Here is a 17,490-nt window from a genome sequence, read left to right on the forward strand (position 1 = left end):
GAGCCGCACCATGGTCAATGAGCGCATGTACAACCTGGGCAACGAGCCGAGCGCCATTCGCGAGCTGTTCGCCTACGGCTTGGCGCGCAAGGCCGAAATCGGCGACGACAAGGTGTTCGATTTCAGCATCGGGAACCCCAGTGTGCCCGCTCCGCCCCAGGTGAAGGAGTCGGTTCTGCGCTGGATGGAAGCCGACCCGGTGGCTCTGCACGGCTACACTCCCGCCGCAGGCGACCCGTCCGTGCGCCAGGCGGTGGCCGACCATATCGCGCGCGCCCACGGCGTGCCGGCCACGGCGGCCAACGTGTACGTGACGGCTGGAGCTGCGGCGGCTCTGGCCATTGCCATCTCCGCGGTGACCGAGCCGGGCGACGAGGTCATCGTGGTCAGCCCCTACTTCCCCGAATACGCCGTGTGGGTGGCTACGGCGGGCTGCACTCTGGTGGAGGTTCCCGCAACCCAGCCCGACTTCCAGCTGGACCTGGATGCCCTCGCTGCGGCCATCACGCCGCGCACGAGCGCCATCATCATCAACTCGCCGAACAACCCCACGGGCTCGGTGTACAGCCGGCAACGCCTTGAGGCCCTGGCCGCCCTGCTGGCCGAGAAGGAGGCCGAGCTGGGACGCAAGATCTACCTGATCGCCGACGAGCCCTACCGCCTGATCACCTACGGCGCCGACGTGCCCTACGTGCCCGCTCTCTGGCCGCGCACCATCGTGTGCTACTCCTTCAGCAAGTGCCTGAGCCTGCCCGGCGAGCGCATCGGCTACGTGTACGTGTCCGACCTTGCCGACGACGCCGCAGAGGTGTCCACGGCTGTGGCCGGCGCGGGCCGCGCCCTGGGGTTCGTCTGCGCCCCTGCGCTGTTCCAGCACGTGATGGCCGACTGCCTTGATGTGCCGGCCGACGTGCGCGCCTACGCCGAGAACCGCGCGCTCTTGACCGCGGGCCTTTCCGAGCTGGGTTACGAGTTCGTTGAGCCCGAAGGGGCCTTCTACCTGTGGGTTCGCGCTTTGGAAGAGGATGCCCAGGCGTTCAGCGAGCGCGCCAAGGGGTTCGAGCTGCTGCTGGTTCCGTCGAACAGCTTCGGCGTGGACGGCTGGGTGCGGGTGAGCTACTGCGTCGGGCGCGACGTTATCGAGAACGCTATGCCGGCGTTTGCGGCCCTGAAGGGGAGTTACGCATGATGCGGGGCGCGCTGTCGGCGCGGGGCGTGGGATGCGGCCCGGCGCCTTCGCTTGTCCTCGCCTCGCGTGTTTATCGCGCCTGCTGAACGCTGCTGCTGCGGAATCGCTCAGGCGCCAGACCGCATCCCACGCCCCGCGCCCCACATCTACGAGGGGTGCGGGGAGGGTAGGCTCGCTCTCGCTTCGCTCGTTCTCGCTCTTATGGGCGGGTAGGCTTGCCCTTGCTTCGCTCGGGCTCGCTCTTGCGGGATCGGGCTTGCCCTTGCTTCGCTCGGGCTCGCTCTTGTTGTCCGACCTTGCTTCGCGCGCGGTCCTCGGCTGTGCCAGCAAAATCGTCAGCTTCGTCACGAAATCCTGATGAACCTTCCGATTGTGCGGGATTCCCGCTGCCCGGCCCTTGCTTGCCGCCCCGCCCTTGCTTCGCTCGGGGTTGCCTTACTCCTCTTCGGCGTAGGAGAACAGCAGGTCTATGAGCTCTTGGCGGCTGTGGACCGAGGTCTTGCCGTAGATGTTGCGCAGATGGGTGCGCAGGGTGCTTTCGGTGATGCACAGCTGATTTTGGATGACGGCGTTGTTCTTGCTCTCCATGACCAGCAGCGCGATCTCTTCCTCGCGCTTGGACAGACCGAACTCGGCGGCTGCCTTCTCCACGCAGGTTGCCGGCGAGATCTCGTCGTCCATGCGGCGGCGTGGGGTGGTGGTGCGGCGGCGGAAGAAGCGCAGCACGTCGCTTTCACTCATGACGAAGATGGAGTTCAAAATGGCCACCAGCAGTACCGCGGCAACCATGACCGTGAACGAGGCGTGGATGTTGGGCAGCACGCCGTCGCAGAACAGGTAGGCCAGGGTGGCGAACACCGAAAGCGTCGCCTGGCCCACGGCGAACACGAAGGCCGACGGCGAATGGGTGCGCGAAGCGATGGAGCACCACAGCGTCCATGAGAAGATGCGGAAGAACGACCAGCTGACGCCAATGGCGAAGGCCTCGTACTGCTGGTGCCCGCTTTCCAGTACCAGCACGATGATAACGCTACCCACGATAAGCGGCGTGGTCAGGCGGTAGAGCATGCCGAAGTCGAACTTTTCCACTCGCCGCGCCGCCACCAGGGCCGTTACCGTGGACACCGCGAGGCCTGCGTAAAGGGTGTAGAGCTCGGCGGATGAGGACTTCGACTCGGACAGCACGTTGATGACCGATATGATGGCGCCGAAAATGCCGATGCCCACGAACAGGCGCAGGGGGAGGCGCTCGGACTTGACGCTTTCGGGGACGAAGGCCTGCGGCGGCGCGGCCAGGAACGATCGGTCGCGCAGGAGCGTGAGCAGCGCCGCGCCGGACAGAAGGGGCATGAGTGCGTGCACGGTAAGGGCCGCGAGGGGCTCTAGCACTGTCACCAGTAGGCACAGGGCAAAGGTGACTGCGTAGGCCAGGGCCACGCACAGAAGCGAGCTGCGGAAGCGCACCCGACCCAGGCATTCGGCCCACAGCAGGAACAGGATTGCCTTCGTGCCCTCGAGGGCGATGCCGGCCAGGGTGCCCAGCGGCTCGTCGTAGATCCATCCGCATGTATAGGTGACTGTTGTAGCGGCGAACAAGAGCAGTGGCGCGGCGATGGCGAGCGGTTTGCAGCCTACAAGGCTCATGCCCTTCTTCGCTTTCCAGCCCAGAAGCGCCAGAAGCGTCAGGAACACAGCGGTCTCCAGGTTGTTGCCCACGTCAAGCACGGCGGTGCTTGCGGGGTTGGCGGCGGGGAACAGGGTGGGGGAGATGCCCACGGTCTGCCAGCCGATGTAGCAGCCCAGGCCTGCGACGAGCACGGCGTAGGCGGACGACGTGAGCCCGTCTCTGCGCCCTTCGGATTCCCCGGCGATGTTGTCGTGCATGAGCTTCCCCTTGGATGCTGGTGGCTGGATGCTAGTGCTGGCGGACAGGGCTACCTCATGAGGTAAAGGCGGTTTTGCGTCGCTGGAACAGGGTAGGTAGCGGTTTTGCAACGGATTCATTTTAGCAGAGAGGTTTCCGGCGCGCCTTCGGTTGGCTTTAGCATATCTCCTGTTCAATGTAGGTGTTTCAAACTTTACCTCACCGCTACCTAACGGCTACCACACTATTTTGCGCTTTACCTCATAGCGCCGATTGACGTTAGGAAGAGCCGCTGGCTTTAATGCGCCCTGTCGCGATGCGGCGCAGGGAGCGCTGCCGCGAGCGTCGGTTTCGACGTGGGACGGACGGGCCGGCAAGGCTGGTGAGGCGAGCTGATCGAACGCGGCCGCAAGGCAGGCGGGACGAGCAGAGTTCGCAGCACGGCTCAGGCCGGCGCAAGAAAGGGAGAGAGGTCCAATGAGGAAGAGAACCGCACTTACGGCATGTGCTCTGGCGCTGTCGGTCAGCCCGCTTCTGGGCGGATGCGCATCCAACACCGGTTCCGGATCTGCAGACGCGGAGAAAGGCGGCGCCCCTGCGGAAAGCTCGCAGCCGGCGGCTGACGTCGAAGGCGAGGAGGGTGCGGAGAGCCAGCAGGAGGCCCAGGCGAAACCGAAGGTCGACTACAAGGACGGCACCTACACCGGCGAGGGCAAGGGAGCTCACGGCACCGTGTCCGTCACGCTGACCGTGGCCGACGGCGTCATCACCGTGGACGAGGTGATGGCCGACGCCGAGACCGAGGGCATCGGCGGCAAGGAGGCGGCCGAGGACGGCACCTTCAAGGCCCAGATCGAAGCTGCTCAGGGCTCCGACATCGACGGCGTGACCGGCGCCACGCTTACGAGCGGCGGCGTCAGCAAGGCTGTCGACGCGGCGCTGGCCCAGGCGAAGTAGCCCCGCTGAGCCACCCCGACCAAGGGATCTGCGGCCCACCTTAAGGGAAGGGACCACGGGCCGTATCCGATAGTCCTTACAAGGAGAAGGAGAGACAACATGAAGATGGATCGTCGTCAGTTCTGCGCGCTGGGTACCGCTGGCGCCTTCGCCGCCATCGCGGGCGGCATGCTGGGCTGCTCTTCCGGCGAGAAAACCCCGGCCGCAGACGACAAGGCCGCCGATGCGGCAGCCAACACTCAGGCCGACGCAGCTCCTGCCAAGGCCGCTGCCATAGCCATGGGCGATGCCGACGTGAACTTCGCCCAGGAGGTGGATATCCTGATCGTGGGCGCCGGCATCTCCGGCATGTTCGCCGCCATCGACCCGGCTGCAGCCGGCAAGAACGTGCTCATCTGCGAGCAGAACGGCACCTTCGGCGGCGACGCCATTTACTCGGCCGCCTGCCAGATGTGCTCCACGGCCAAGCTTACTCAGGAGGAGCGTCCCGAAAAGTACAGCACTCCCGAAGAGATTCGCGAGAAGTTCGCTCCCTACTACGAAGAGGGCGACCCGGCGCTCGACTTCACCGTGCTGCTGCAGACGTGGTCTGGCAAGTTCATCGACCGTATGCACTACGATTGGGGCTACGAGTTCCAGCCGCTGCGCGAATCCCCCTATCATCAGGCGTTCTTCCCGAAGGACGGTCTGTGCACCATGAACTCCGAGTTCCAGCTGATCAATCAGAAGCTGGAGGAGGCCGGCGCGAAGTATTCCTTCGAGACCACCTTCAAGACCCTGATCACCGACGAGAACGGTGAAATCTGCGGCGCCCGCTTCACGAAGAAGGACGGAAGCATCTTCGACGTGAAGGCCAAGGCCGTGGTCCTGGCTGCTGGCGGCTACGTGTCCAACCAGGAGTGGATGACCCGCTACGCTCCCGAGTATGCCGATCTGGGCAACATCGTGTCTGGCCGTAAGGGCGACGCTATTGCCGCTGGTCTGGCTGCGGGCGGCCAGCTGTGGAAGATGGGCCCCACCTCCAACCTGAATCCCCGCTACGAGGCCGGCCACATGCTGGGCACGTTCTACCCGATCATCTGCGTGCTGCCCAACGGCAAGCGCTTCTACTGTGAGACCGCCGTGCACAACGCCGCTACGGGCGCCATCGCCGCCGGTTACCATGAGTGGTACACCATTTGGGACAACGTTGCCCAGAACGGCCAGGACCAGGAGCTGCTCAAGCATGCCGGCGAGGCTATTCAGTCCGCGAACTCCGTGGATGAGCTGGCCGAGAAGATGGGCCTGCACATCGAGACCGTGCAGGGTATCTTCGACAACTGGCACGACATCTGCGAGGCCCAGGAAGATGCCGAATTCGGCCGTACCCTGTTCCTGCAGGAGCTGCAGCCGCCGTTCTACTTCATCCGCAACGTGCCCGTCCGCTACAAGAGCTTGGGCGGCCTGAAGGTTGACGAGCAGATGCACGTGCTCGACGCCAACGATCAGCCTATCAAGAACCTCTATGCTGCGGGCTGCACCGCCGGCACCGAGGACATCGTTCCTGCGGCTGCTTCTGGCCTGATCGTGGCCGAGACGCTGGTCGCCGAGGTGTAGTCGCTCGTCCGCACCGTCCCGCCGCCGCGGCTCTCCCTTCCGCGGCGGCGCTTGCAAGAGCATCCCTCCTGCATGCAAGCGCCCGATCGGTGGCGGGATGTGCGAGCGTCGCGACCGGTGGCGGGATGTGCGGACCGAGATTGTTCGAGAGGCCGAGCCCTTCGGGGTTCGGCCTCTTCTTGTTGGCGGTTGCGCTTCCCGTTGGGCTTTAGGCCAGCGGCTGACGCTCCACCAGGTCGAGCAGCTCCTGCTTGCTGTGCACGTCCAGCTTCGCGTAAAGGGTCTTGCTGTGGGTGCGGATGGTGTTGGGGGACAGCACCAGGGTTTCAGCCAGGTAGCTGACGTTGCGGCCGTGGGCGAAGGCCACCAGCACCTCCGATTCGCGCGGGCTCAGCTCGAATCGGTCGATGAGCACCTGGCAGCGCTGGGAGATGGGGTCGGCGGTGCTCTCGGGGGCCGTAGCGCCGGTGTTGTCGGAGGTGGCGGGAAGGTGCTCGCCGGCGGTGCGGCTTGCGACAGCGCCAGGCGCGGCCGACTTGTCTCTGGGGGCGATCGGTTCCGGTGCGGCATGGGCGCGCGTGCTGTCCGCTTCGGCGGCTTCCTCGCGTCCCGGGCGGGCGCCGACCTTTCGCTCTTCGGCGGCAGACGAGCGTCTGACCAGGGCGTAGGCCATGGCAAGCACGTAGAGTACCAGCAGTCCCGCCAGAAGCGGCGCTGTGGAGGACAAGGTGCCGTCCATGCCGAACAGGAAGATTCCCAACGCGGTGGCCAGGGCGAACACCAGGTAGACGCAGCCGGCGAACAGGCCGTACACCGCCATCATGGGAAGTCTCTCCTGCACCGCGGCGGCTAGCGAGGCGCCCACCATGAGCGACTGCATGATCATGTAGAAGGCGAAGGTGAGGGCGCTTACGGGCAGCGCCAGCTCGCTTCCGAACAGCGACAGCGCCAGCAGCAGCGTGGCCACTATGGGGAAGGCGATGCCGAACAGACCGGGGATGGAGAACCCGCTTGCCCCCTCATCGCTGCCTCGTCGGGCCGAAAGCACCAGGTAGGCCAGCAGCCCCGCCGACAGCAGCAGCACGCAGGCCACGCCCGCGTCGCCCACCAGCGCAGTGTGTATCTGCAGCGTCATGGTGCGGGTGACGGCCACGGCGAAGGCGGTGGCGGCGGCGCAGAAGAGCGGCCGGCTGACGCTGCGGGCTATCAGGCGCCAGGAGGGACGGTCGTCGACGGCGGCTGCAGGCTGGCTTCGGGTGACGGCTGCGGCTGCCCCGTGTTTTCGGGCATCCGCGGCCCTTGGGCGGCAGACGGGTGCAGGGTTCTTCCGCAACGCCGCGCCCAGCGCTGCCACCGAGCCGACGACGCAGGCGAAGTAGGTGAGCTCGCGCAGCGGCAGGCTGGCGAAGGACAGCGCCAGGAACAGTATCGCGTACAGAACGAGGGCGCCAAGCACCCGCATGGTGGTGTCGCGGACCGAAAGCCGGCTGAACACCCACGTCCAGGCGGCCAGCAAACATCCGGTGCCGGCCCCGATGGCTGCGGCGTCGACGGTTATGGACAGCGGCGTGCTCAGGGTGGATGTCGCCATCCACAGCACGCCTGCCACCATAAGGCCGCCCCCGGCGCTACCTAGCGCCAGCGGCCGGCAAGCGCGCTTTCCGCGCGAGAGCGCAGCGGCGGCCAGCAGCATTGCTCCCATGGCTACCAGCAGCGGCACCGTCCAGTACTGCAAGATGGGCACAAGGGCCAGCGAGGTGCGCTCCGAAAGCCCCAGGCCGCCCCATTCCGTCAGCTGGCAAGCTACCAGCAGCAGCGCGTAGCCAACGATCGAGGGCGCCGAATCCCGCACGGGCAGCGGGCGATGCGCTTCGTTGGCTTTCCTGCGGTTCATGCACTCCTGGCTTTCCGGTGCGAAAGCGCGCCCAAGGCGGCTTCTGCGGGGTCCGATGCTTCGCGCCTGCTCCCGGGCTGGAGGGGTTGGGCGCGTTATCGGAAAGTATACAGGTTGCGGGGGCTAACCCTCACACCGATTAGGTGGAAACAGCTCGTGGAAGGCGATTTCACCAAAACGGTGTGAGGTGGAAACGCTGCCGAACCCGTTACCATTTCGCCATCTTCGCCGCCCTCGGGCACCTGCGCGGGACAGACGTTGCCGTTGCGGGTTCCATGGAGAAGGGAAGGCGTGGCGAGGGCCGCCGATCGGCGGCATCAATCGACCATACGAGGAAGGGAGTAGCGGGATGACGCTATCGAGAAGGCAGTTTCTGGCAGGGTTGGGCATGGCTGGTGCGGCTGCGGCGGGCGCGGGCCTTGCCGGTTGCGCGTCGGCGCCGAAGCCGGCGGCTGACGCAGGTACGGACGGCGGCTCGTCTGCCGTGACGGCCTCCGCCGAGACCGGCGCGCCCCAAGCCCCGGCAACCGAGCTTATTCCCCAGGCCTACGTGAACCCGCAGGACTACGACTACCGCCAGGATTCCGGCAAGCTGGACACGCTGTTCTCGGCCTGGAAGATCGGTCCCCACGAGATCGGGCACCGCATGGTGAAGTCCGCCGCTGGTTCAGCCACGTTCCTGGGCGGCCTTACCGACGAGTTCGCCGAGTACTACAAGAACTTCGCTCGCGGCGGCGTGGAGCTCATCTGGATCGAGGGCGAGATGTTCGCCCCGAACCCCGAGACCCTGGAGGTGGATTCCTCGGTCATCGAGTTCGGCCAGAGGCTGTCGGCCGACTGCGGCGAGCTGGGCGCGAAGATGGGCTACCAGTGGGCCTATTCCGACTTCGTGAACAGCGTGAACGACTTCACCGCCGAGCAGATCGCCCACATGCAGGACATCGGCGTCGCGGCGGCGAAGGCCTGCAAGGACATGGGGCTCATCGGCATGGAGATCAACGCCGCCGGCTTCAACATGGGCGAGCAGTTCCTGTCGCGCTTCCACAACCAGCGCACCGACGAGTACGGCTGCACCAGCCTTGAGAACCGCGCCCGCTTCGTGGTGGAGACCATCCAGAAGATCAAGCAGGCCTGCGGCGACGACTTCGTCGTGCAGGTGCTCATCGACGCCGTGGAGGAGAACGACAACCTTACCAACAACGGCACGCTCATGAACCTGGACCACACCCTTACCCAGCCGCGCAACCGCGCCACCACCGTGGAGGAGGGCATCGAGTTCGCGAAGATGTTCGAAGCGGCCGGCGCCGACTCCATGCACCTGCGTCTGGGGCCCCTGGGCAACCATCCCTGCCAGTTCGGCAGCGACCTGTACTTCCTGCTCAACGGCCTTGAGGGGGCCTCGGGCTACGGCACCCAGTGGGATTTCAGCCGCCATTTCCAGGGCCAGCTCATCGCCGACCACAGCGGCGCGGGCATGCTGCTGGACATCGTGGCGCGCTACAAGAAGGAGCTGTCCATCCCCTGCGGCACCGTCACCTACATGGACCCGGCCCACGCCCCCGACTTCTTCGAGGCGGCGCTGGCCGAGGGGAAGGCGGACTTCTACCTGATGACGCGCCCGCTGACCGTGGATCCGGAGTACGTGAACAAGCTGCGCGAGGGCCGCGGCGACGAAATCGCCCCCTGCACTCGCTGCCTGCACTGCCACATTGGCTCCAACGAGCTGAACCGCATGATGGGCTACTGCCGCGTGAACGCGCTCACCCAGCGCGTCATGACCGAGAACGGCCCGGCCACCTACGAGCTGCCCCCGGCCGACACGAAGAAGAAGGTCATGGTGGTGGGCGGCGGTCCTGCCGGTATGGAGGCGGCCCGCATCGCGGCGCTGCGCGGCCATGACGTGACCCTGTACGAGAAGAAGTCGTCCCTGGGTGGGCTTCTGGATTTCGCCCACAACGTGAAGGGCCCCCACGAGAACCTGGCCGACCTCAAGGACTACCTGATCCGTCAGTGCGAGCTGGCCGGCGTGTCCGTGGTGACCGGCACCGAGGTGGACGCCGATCTGGTGAACTCCGAAGCGCCCGATGCGCTCATCCTGGCCACCGGCGGCCTGCGCGACACTGCGGCGGTGAGCGGCAGCGGCGTGCCCGTCATCGACTTCGAGTCGTTCCAGATGGCCGACATGGGCGATGACGTGGTGGTCTACGGCAGCAACGCCCAGGCCTTCGACGCGGCTCTGTGGCTGACGGTGCACAAGAAGAACGTCACCATGGTCACTCCCAGCACCATCGAGGAGCTGGACATGCAGCAGTCCCAGCACGCGCACCGCTTCATGACCACGGCTCTGTACGCACTGGGCATGCCGGTGTGGACCGAGTCGAAGATCGAGTCCATGAACAGCGACGGCATTACCGTGGCCACCGGCTTCGGCACGAAGGTTGAGGTGCCTTGCAGCGCGGTGGTAAACGCCGCCGACATGCTGCCGAACAAGGGCCTGCTGGACGGCGTGAAGGTTGCCGAGACCTACGCCATCGGCGACTGCGAGGCGCCCTTCAACATCGCGCTCGCCATCCGCGGCGGCAACGACGCCGGTCGCGCGGTGTAGCAAGCGGCAAGCGCTGACGAGCTGGTTGCGAGCGCAAGCGGCCGACGCGCGCGAGGTGGCGCGCCCGTGCGAGCTGCTAGGCGCTGGCGAGCGCCAGCATGACCAGCCACTTTGGCGGTCGGGTTCCCAGTCGGGCCCGGCCGCTTTTTTGTGTGAACGATCAAATCCCGCAGAATCGTCAGTTTCGTCACGCTTTTCTGATGAAACTGACGATTCTGCGGGATTGTCAGTCGGCTGTAGCGGCTGTCCGGATAGGGCTGCCGGTTGGTCGCGGACGGCCGGATGGAGCGGGCGCCGGCCGGGGTGCAGGCGGATTGCTTACAGCAGCGCGATGAGGGCGTCCACGTCTTCGGGGCGGGTGGCCCAGCTGCAGGCGAAGCGGGTGACGGTGCGGCCGTCGGGCGTGCGTTCCCAGAAGCCGTAGGTGACATGGGGCGCCAGCCGCTGGCGGTCGGCATCGGTAAAGATGGGGAACACCTGGTTGGTGGGGGATTCCATGGCCAGCTCGTAGCCGGCGTCGACGAAGGCCCGCTGCAGCTTCTGGGCTTGCTGCACGCCATGGCGCCCGCAGGCAAGGTAGCGCGTCTCGTCGGATGCGTTCGCTGCTGCACCCGCATCCCCGACGGCCTCTACTACGCTCACGCTTTCGCCGCCTTCTGCCGCATCGGCGCCCTCTGCTCCGTTCGGCTTGAACAGCTCGTCGAACTGGATGCCCAGCATGCGGCCCTTGGCCAAAAGCGCCCCGCGCTTCTTCACGATGGTGAAGAAATGGCTGTCCAGCGGCTCGCAGGTGCGAAGCGCAAGGGCGCGAATGCGGTCTGCTTCGGGCAGGCGGCAGCCGAACGAGGTGGAGGCGAGGTTGGCGGGCGCTGCGGGGTGCGGGAACACTACTGCCTCGCCGAAGAGCGCCCCCACCTTCGTGCCGCCGATGTAGAAGCCGTCGGCCAGGCGGGCCAGGCCGGGCAGGGCGGGCACGGCGACGCCTTCGGGCAGCTGGGCAGCCAGGCCGTAGCCCAGGCGCGCGCCATCCACGAACAGACGCAGGGCGAAATCGCGGCAGACCTGGGACAGGGCTTCCAGCTCGGGCAGGGAGTAGACGGTGCCGTACTCCGTGGGCTGGCTGATGTAGACCACGCCGGGCGCCACCATGTGGTCGCGGTTCTCGTCGCCCCAGTAGGCCTCGGCCAGAGCGCGCACCTCTTCGGCATCGAGCTTTCCCTGATGGTGCGGCAGCGGCAAGATCTTGTGCCCCAGTCCTTCCAGCGCGCCGGCTTCGTGGCCGTTGATATGGCCGGTGTTCGCCGCGACGACGCCTTCCCAGGGACGCAGCAGCTGGTCTAGGGCTACGATGTTGGCCTGGGTGCCCCCCACCAGGAAGTAGACGGCGGCTTCGGGGGCTGTGCACGCGGTTCGGATGCGGTCCCGGGCGCTCTCGCAGACCTCGTCGGTGCCGTAGCCGCTGGTCTGGTCCAAGTTGGTGGCGGCCAGCCGCTCGATGACGGCCGGGTGGGCGCCTTCCATGTAGTCGCTGTCGAAATGAAGCATGCTTCCTCCTGGGATGGGCCGCGCTGTCTGTCTGTGGGCTGCGGGCGCAACCGGACCGCCGTCCTGTTCAGCCGCAGGCGCAAGTCGAGTCGTCTGCCTGACGAGCTGCGGAAGGCGTTTGGCCGCGGGCGCACGCCGGGTCGTCTGCCTGATGAGCTGCAGTAGCCGAGCGGTTGCGTCGCCAAGCCGCAAGCGGCGTACGGCCGGTGACGTGCGCCTGCGCTGCCAAGCCGCAAGCAACATGCAGCCGGTGGCGTGCGCCTGCGCTGCCAAGCCGCAAGCAGCGCGCAGCTGGTGGCGTGCGCCCGCGACGCCAAGCCGCAAGCAGTGTGCAACCGGCTGTGCGCCGATTACGGGTGGATGATAGCGCATTCGGGCGCTCCTTGCTGCCTCTTGTCTTCCGAGCCGTCCCTTTCCGGCAGGAAATGGCCGATTTCCAAATTCCAGACGGTCGTCCGTTCGCTTTTCCGGCCTCACGTCGGGGTTAGCCGGGGGCAGCGCGGCGACCCGGCCCGCTGAGCAGCCCGTTTACCAGCGCATCTGGAAAGGGCTCTTTCGCCGCTCGACTCGAATTTGGATTTCGCAGAATTCGCGCCACAAATCAAGGGCGTGGAGAACAAGGGCGGTCCGGTATCCCGATAGCGCGTGCTCGGGGGTCGAGCACATGCCGCGAAGGGATACGCTTGCCAGACGTGTGCGGCGAAGCGGGTGGTGCTGGGCTTTTCGCTCCGGTCTAGTTCGGAGGTATGGCCGTAGCGAACGGCGTTTGTGCGCGAGCTCGTGCAACGAGTCACGTTTGCGCTGAGAAGCGGCTGTAACGAATCACGTTTGTGGCGGAAAACCGCTGTAACGGACTGCGATTGTGCCCTATCTCGTGTAACGGATGACGTTTATGGCAGAAATCGCTGTAACGAACTTCGATTATGTGCGATTTTCTGTAACCGATGACGTTTATGGCGGATTTCGGCTGCCACAAACGTCATCCGTTACATCGGAGTCAACGCAAACGCCATCCGTTACAGGGAGGCTGCCGCAAACGTCATCCGTTACATCAGGGCGGCTGCAGACGTCATCCGTCGCGAGGGGGTCTACCGTATGCGTCGCTTGCCGTAACGGGAACGGGTTTCGGTCGGGTGCGGGGCGGCGGAACGGGAGGCATCGAGCGTGGGGAGGCCGCCGGGTGCGAGGTGGCGGAACGGGGAGAGCCGTCCAGCGTGTGAGAGGGCTGCTGGGCGCTGGGTGATCGAGCTGAACGGTACCGAGCGTGGGGTGGCTGTCGAGGGGAGCGGCCTAGCCGAATCGGGGGGGATGCTGGGCGCGGGAGGAGCCGCTGGCGAACGAGGTGACCAGACTGAAAGGACGTCGTGCGTGAAGGAGCGCTGGCTGCGGGGCGGAAGCGGCTTGGGGCTCGGCGGTCTGACCACCGGTGGCAGGCATCGGCGCGCCCCATCCGTTCGGTAAGCTCTTCGCTCTTTTTACGGTGTCGGGGCGCGGCGGGGTGGGGTGCGCGTCGAAGCGGTACAATAAGCAGCTACCTTACCGTCCGATCGCAGGCTTGTCTCTGCGAATGCCGAGGATGCCATGACCGAACCTGCTGAAACCAAAAGCTCCCCCGCCGAAGCTGCTGCAACCGATCGCGCTTCCGCCGATACGGCTGCGATCGGTTGCGCCTCTGCCAAAGCCGCCGGCACTAGCTGCGCTGTTGAAGCCTCTGACGCTCGCTGCGACGCCGAAGCCGCCGGCGCCAACTGCGCACCCGCCGAAGCCGCCGGTGCCAACTGCGCACCCGCTGAAGCAGCTGCAACCGCCTGCACTTCCGCCGAAGCTGCCGCAGCCAACCACCCTGTCGCCGAACTTCGTCCCAACCAGCGCACCCGCCGGGTCATGGTGGGCGGCGTGCCCGTGGGCGGCGGGGCCCCGGTGGCGGTGCAGTCCATGCTCAACGCCCCGGCCGACGACGTGGCGGCCAATTTGGCCCAGATAGATGCGTTGGCCCAGGCCGGCTGCGAGATCGTTCGCATGGCCATCCCGCGCCGCGCCTGCCTGGACGCCTTCGCGGCGGTGTGCGAGGCGTCGCCCCTGCCCGTGGTGGCCGACGTGCACTTCGACCCGGTCATCGCCATCGAGGCTGCCCGGCGCGGTGCCGCGAAGTTGCGCATCAACCCGGGCAACATCGGCGGTCTGGCCGCGACCGATGCCGTGCTGGATGCGGCGGGCGAGGCGGGCATCCCCATTCGCATCGGGGTGAACGCCGGCTCGCTCGACCAGGAGCTGGCCTCCCGCACCGACCTCACGCTGCCCCAGAAGCTGGCGGCCTCGGCGGCCCAGTACGTGGCCTATTGCGAAAGCCGCGGCTTTTCCGACCTGGTGGTTTCCGCGAAGGCCCACGACGTCATGACCACGGTTCGCACCTACCGGCAGCTGGCCACCGACATCCCGCACGTGCCGCTGCACATCGGCGTCACCGAGGCGGGCACGGCCTTCCAAGGTACCATCAAATCCGCCGCCGGCCTGGGCATCCTTCTGGAAGAGGGCATCGGCGACACCATGCGCATCTCGCTCACCGACGACCCGGCGGTGGAAGTGCGCGCTTGCTGGACGCTGCTTTCCGCCCTTGACCTGCGTCGTCGTAACCCCGAGCTCATCAGCTGCCCCACCTGCGGCCGCTGCCAGGTGAACCTCATCGACCTGGCGAAGCAGGTGGAAGCGAGGTTGTCCGGTGTGGCCAGCCCGGTGAAGGTGGCGGTGATGGGGTGCGTGGTGAACGGCCCGGGAGAAGCGGCCGACGCCGACATCGGCGTGGCATGCGGTGCGGGGTCGGGCATCGTGTTCCGAAACGGAGAAACTATCCGCAAAGTGGCGGAAGACCAGATAGTGGACGCATTGATGGAGGAGATTGAGAGCCTATGACGAATTCCAACACCAACCTTTCCCAGGTTCGCGCATCCAGGCAGCAGACCGTGCTGCGCATGAGCCAGCTGTATGTGCCCACGCTGAAGGAGGATCCCTCCGACGCCGACATCGCCAGCCACCGCCTGCTTCTGCGCGCGGGCTTCCTGCGCAAGACCGCTTCGGGCGTGTACACGTTTCTGCCCCTGGGCAAGCGGGTGCTGGACAAGGTGGAGGCCATCATCCGCGAGGAGATGAACGCCATCGGCGCTCAGGAGATCATGATGCCCGCGCTGCAGCCGGCCGAGCTGTGGCACGAGTCGGGCCGCTGGGACGACTACGGCCCGGAGCTCATGCGCCTGGTGGACCGCCACGACCACGGCTTCTGCCTGGGACCCACCCACGAGGAGCTCATCACGGCGCTCGTGCGCAACGAGCTGCGCTCCTACAAGCAGCTGCCGCTGTCGCTGTACCAGATCCAGGTGAAGTTCCGCGACGAGATCCGCCCGCGCTTCGGGCTTCTGCGCAGCCGCGAGTTCATCATGAAGGACGCCTACAGCTTCCACGCCACGCAGGAATCGCTGCAGCAGACCTACGACGCCATGGCCGAGGCCTATGGGCGCATCTGCGACCGCATGGGGCTTAAATGGGTGAGCGTGGAGGCCGATGGAGGCCAGATCGGCGGCAAGGTGACCCGCGAGTTCATGGCCCTGGCCGAGTCGGGCGAGGCCGAGATCGTGCACTGCAGCTGCGGTTATGCGGCCGATGCGGAAGTGGCCGAGTGCAAGGCGTTCCCCACGCTCTACGACGTGGACTTCCAGAAGGTGGCCACCCCGGGCGTGCACACTATCGCCGAGCTGGCGGCGTTTCTGGACATCCCCGAGACCTCCACGGTGAAGGCGCTTTCCGGCCGCTCCGACGACGGGCGCCTGGTGGTGCTGTTCGTGCCCGGCGACCACGAGGTCAACGAGCTGAAGGCGTCGCGCGCGGCCGGCGGGTTCACGCTGCTTACCGACGAGGAGATGGAGGCCTTCGGGCTGCACAAGGGCTCCATGGGCCCGGTGGGGCTGCCCGAGAGCGCCTACGTCATTGCCGATACGTCGCTGCAGTCGGTGCCGAAGTGGGTTGTGGGCGCCAACGAGGACGGCTTCCATTACGTGGGCGCGCGCCTGGGCGAGGACTTCACGGTGAACGAGTGGGCCGACCTGTCCGTGGCCAAGCCGGGGGATGCGTGCCCGGTGTGCAACCTGCCGCTTCAGGGCGCGCGCGGCATCGAGGTGTCCCAGGTGTTCCAGCTGGGCACGAAGTACTCCCAGGCCATGGGCGCCACCTTCATGGACGAGGACGGTTCGGAGAAGCCCTTCGTCATGGGCTGCTACGGCGTGGGCGTGACCCGTTCCATGGCGGCCATCGTGGAGCAGTACAACGACGAGCTGGGCATGTCCTGGCCGCTGTCCGTGGCCCCGGCCGAGGTGTGCATCCTGCCGCTCACGGTGGGCGACGACGCGGTGCAGCCGGCGGCGGAGAGCCTGGCGCGCAAGCTGGCCGAGATGGGCGTCGAAGTGGTCATCGACGATCGCAACGAGCGTGCCGGTGTGAAGTTCGCCGAAGCCGACCTCATCGGCTGGCCGCTGCAGATCATCGTGGGTAAGCGCGGGCTGGCCGAAGGCAAGGTGGAGATCAAGCGCCGTCGCACCGGCGAGCGCCGCGACATCTCGCTGGACGCCCTGGGAGACGCCTTCGCCTTCGCCAAGCGCAACGGCATGTACCTGGTGACCAGCCTGTTCGAGTAGGACAGGCGAGACGCTGGGACGACGGATGCGGCTCCGCGAGCGATTGGCGGAGCCGCCTTTGCATTCGGTGCGGGAAGATTGCGTCGCGGTTGGGCGCGCGGCGGTTTAAGAGGGAAATGCGAGCGAAAGGACTCATGTGGCTGTGGAAGCTGTGCTCTTCGATTTGGACGGAACGTTGCTGGACACCCACGACGCGCTGCTGGCGAGCTTTCGCCATGCCACGCGCGAGGTGCTGGGGCCGGCGGCCGACGGGCTCACCGAGGCCCAGCTCATGGCCAAGGTGGGCCAGCCGCTGGACACCCAGATGTGGGACTTCACCGACGACCAGCAAACCCATGACCGTTTGCTGGAAGTGTACCGCGAGCACAACAACCAGGTGCACGACTCGCTGGTGAAGGTTTTTCCGGGCATCCCCGAACTGCTGGATGCGCTGCGGGCAGCCGGCGTGCCTATGGGCGTGGTCACCTCTAAGCGCCACGACATGGCCCTGCGGGGGCTGAACCTGTTTGGGCTGGCGGACTACTTCGATTTCGTCGTAGGTTCCGACGACTTCCCCGAGCACAAGCCCTCGCCCGGTCCGGTGGCCTACGGCTGCAAGCTGCTGGGGCTGGCGCCGAAGACGGTGCTCTACGTGGGCGATAGCCCCTTCGACATGATGGCCGGCAATGGAGCTGGTTGCCCCACTGCGGCAGTGACCTGGGGAATGTTTCCCGAAGAGGTGCTGCGTGCGGAAACCCCCACCTACGTGTGCAGCGACCCCGCCCAGCTGGCGCAGATAGCAGGGGTGTAGGGTTCGCAACCGCGGCCGGCGATGCCCCTCCCGTGCCTCGAAGGCTGCAACCACGATCGGTGCCGGGACCTGCGCCCCGGAGGCCGCACAACTGGCTTTTCCTGCCATTTTTCTGACCTGGTGTTATGCTGAATAATACCAGGTCAATCCATACTTTTTCGAAATACACGACATGCCGGTTGTGCGATGCATATCCGGCATGTCGTGCAACGTGGCCCTCTGTGGCGTATTCGAGCGGGCGGCGGCGTCGGCTGCTGCCCGCTTTGCGGTGGGGGCGAGGGGGCCTGCAAGTTCGGTCCTTACGTACACCCTGCTTTGCAGCCTGCGTATTCGGCTCGCACGCTCAGCCCGCAGAATCGGCAGGTTCG

At 66.2% G+C, this 17,490-nt stretch carries 10 protein-coding genes; 7 read left to right on the forward strand and 3 right to left on the reverse strand.

Features of this window, described 5'->3' with window-relative positions; translation table 11 throughout:
• Nucleotides 1–10 precede the first annotated feature (10 nt).
• Nucleotides 11–1,189, forward strand: a complete 1,179-nt coding sequence (locus NFR41_RS02255; protein WP_251230552.1) for a pyridoxal phosphate-dependent aminotransferase — start codon at nucleotides 11–13, stop codon at nucleotides 1,187–1,189.
• A gap of 435 nt (nucleotides 1,190–1,624) precedes the next feature.
• On the opposite strand, the gene NFR41_RS02260 is transcribed toward NFR41_RS02255, so the two are convergent.
• Nucleotides 1,625–3,073, reverse strand: coding sequence for a helix-turn-helix transcriptional regulator (locus NFR41_RS02260; RefSeq protein ID WP_251230553.1), 1,449 nt, complete (start codon nucleotides 3,071–3,073; stop codon nucleotides 1,625–1,627).
• A 457-nt stretch (nucleotides 3,074–3,530) separates the two neighbouring features.
• On the opposite strand from NFR41_RS02260, the gene NFR41_RS02265 reads away from it, so the two are divergent.
• The gene (locus NFR41_RS02265) at nucleotides 3,531–4,010 is read left to right on the forward strand and encodes an FMN-binding protein (protein WP_251230554.1); all 480 of its coding nucleotides are present in this window, start codon (nucleotides 3,531–3,533) and stop codon (nucleotides 4,008–4,010) included.
• Between the two features lie 99 nt (nucleotides 4,011–4,109).
• Entirely contained in the window at nucleotides 4,110–5,606 is a 1,497-nt protein-coding gene (locus tag NFR41_RS02270; protein ID WP_251230555.1) for an FAD-dependent oxidoreductase, read from the forward strand.
• A 208-nt stretch (nucleotides 5,607–5,814) separates the two neighbouring features.
• On the opposite strand, the gene NFR41_RS02275 is transcribed toward NFR41_RS02270, so the two are convergent.
• On the reverse strand, nucleotides 5,815–7,500 hold the full coding sequence (locus NFR41_RS02275) for a helix-turn-helix transcriptional regulator (RefSeq protein ID WP_251230556.1): 1,686 nt from the start codon (nucleotides 7,498–7,500) through the stop codon (nucleotides 5,815–5,817).
• Between the two features lie 349 nt (nucleotides 7,501–7,849).
• On the opposite strand from NFR41_RS02275, the gene NFR41_RS02280 reads away from it, so the two are divergent.
• Nucleotides 7,850–10,105 (forward strand): oxidoreductase, encoded by a 2,256-nt coding sequence (locus tag NFR41_RS02280; RefSeq protein ID WP_160212605.1) that lies wholly within the window; start codon nucleotides 7,850–7,852, stop codon nucleotides 10,103–10,105.
• Between the two features lie 318 nt (nucleotides 10,106–10,423).
• Here NFR41_RS02280 and NFR41_RS02285 read toward each other — a convergent pair whose 3' ends face one another.
• Nucleotides 10,424–11,650 (reverse strand): threonine aldolase family protein, encoded by a 1,227-nt coding sequence (locus NFR41_RS02285; RefSeq protein ID WP_251230557.1) that lies wholly within the window; start codon nucleotides 11,648–11,650, stop codon nucleotides 10,424–10,426.
• Between the two features lie 1,581 nt (nucleotides 11,651–13,231).
• On the opposite strand from NFR41_RS02285, the gene ispG reads away from it, so the two are divergent.
• The 3 genes from ispG to NFR41_RS02300 all read left to right on the forward strand — a co-directional run bounded on the left by ispG (nucleotide 13,232) and on the right by NFR41_RS02300 (nucleotide 17,122).
• The gene (ispG, locus tag NFR41_RS02290) at nucleotides 13,232–14,560 is read left to right on the forward strand and encodes a flavodoxin-dependent (E)-4-hydroxy-3-methylbut-2-enyl-diphosphate synthase (protein WP_285833842.1); all 1,329 of its coding nucleotides are present in this window, start codon (nucleotides 13,232–13,234) and stop codon (nucleotides 14,558–14,560) included.
• Complete coding sequence (locus NFR41_RS02295) at nucleotides 14,557–16,332, forward strand: proline--tRNA ligase (RefSeq protein WP_285833843.1); 1,776 nt, start codon at nucleotides 14,557–14,559, stop codon at nucleotides 16,330–16,332. Before ispG ends, NFR41_RS02295 begins: the two co-directional genes overlap by 4 nt.
• A gap of 136 nt (nucleotides 16,333–16,468) precedes the next feature.
• The gene (locus NFR41_RS02300) at nucleotides 16,469–17,122 is read left to right on the forward strand and encodes an HAD family hydrolase (RefSeq protein ID WP_251230558.1); all 654 of its coding nucleotides are present in this window, start codon (nucleotides 16,469–16,471) and stop codon (nucleotides 17,120–17,122) included.
• Nucleotides 17,123–17,490: the final 368 nt, after the last annotated feature.

This window comes from Adlercreutzia aquisgranensis (assembly GCF_943193145.1).
GTDB classification, from domain to species: domain Bacteria; phylum Actinomycetota; class Coriobacteriia; order Coriobacteriales; family Eggerthellaceae; genus Xiamenia; species Xiamenia aquisgranensis.

Coding starts and splice junctions, on each gene's coding strand:
- NFR41_RS02255 (WP_251230552.1), top strand. CDS start 11: ATGGTCAATGAGCGCATGTACAACCTGGGCAACGAGCCGAGCGCCATT.
- NFR41_RS02260 (WP_251230553.1), bottom strand. CDS start 3,073: ATGCACGACAACATCGCCGGGGAATCCGAAGGGCGCAGAGACGGGCTC.
- NFR41_RS02265 (WP_251230554.1), top strand. CDS start 3,531: ATGAGGAAGAGAACCGCACTTACGGCATGTGCTCTGGCGCTGTCGGTC.
- NFR41_RS02270 (WP_251230555.1), top strand. CDS start 4,110: ATGAAGATGGATCGTCGTCAGTTCTGCGCGCTGGGTACCGCTGGCGCC.
- NFR41_RS02275 (WP_251230556.1), bottom strand. CDS start 7,500: ATGAACCGCAGGAAAGCCAACGAAGCGCATCGCCCGCTGCCCGTGCGG.
- NFR41_RS02280 (WP_160212605.1), top strand. CDS start 7,850: ATGACGCTATCGAGAAGGCAGTTTCTGGCAGGGTTGGGCATGGCTGGT.
- NFR41_RS02285 (WP_251230557.1), bottom strand. CDS start 11,650: ATGCTTCATTTCGACAGCGACTACATGGAAGGCGCCCACCCGGCCGTC.
- ispG (WP_285833842.1), top strand. CDS start 13,232: ATGACCGAACCTGCTGAAACCAAAAGCTCCCCCGCCGAAGCTGCTGCA.
- NFR41_RS02295 (WP_285833843.1), top strand. CDS start 14,557: ATGACGAATTCCAACACCAACCTTTCCCAGGTTCGCGCATCCAGGCAG.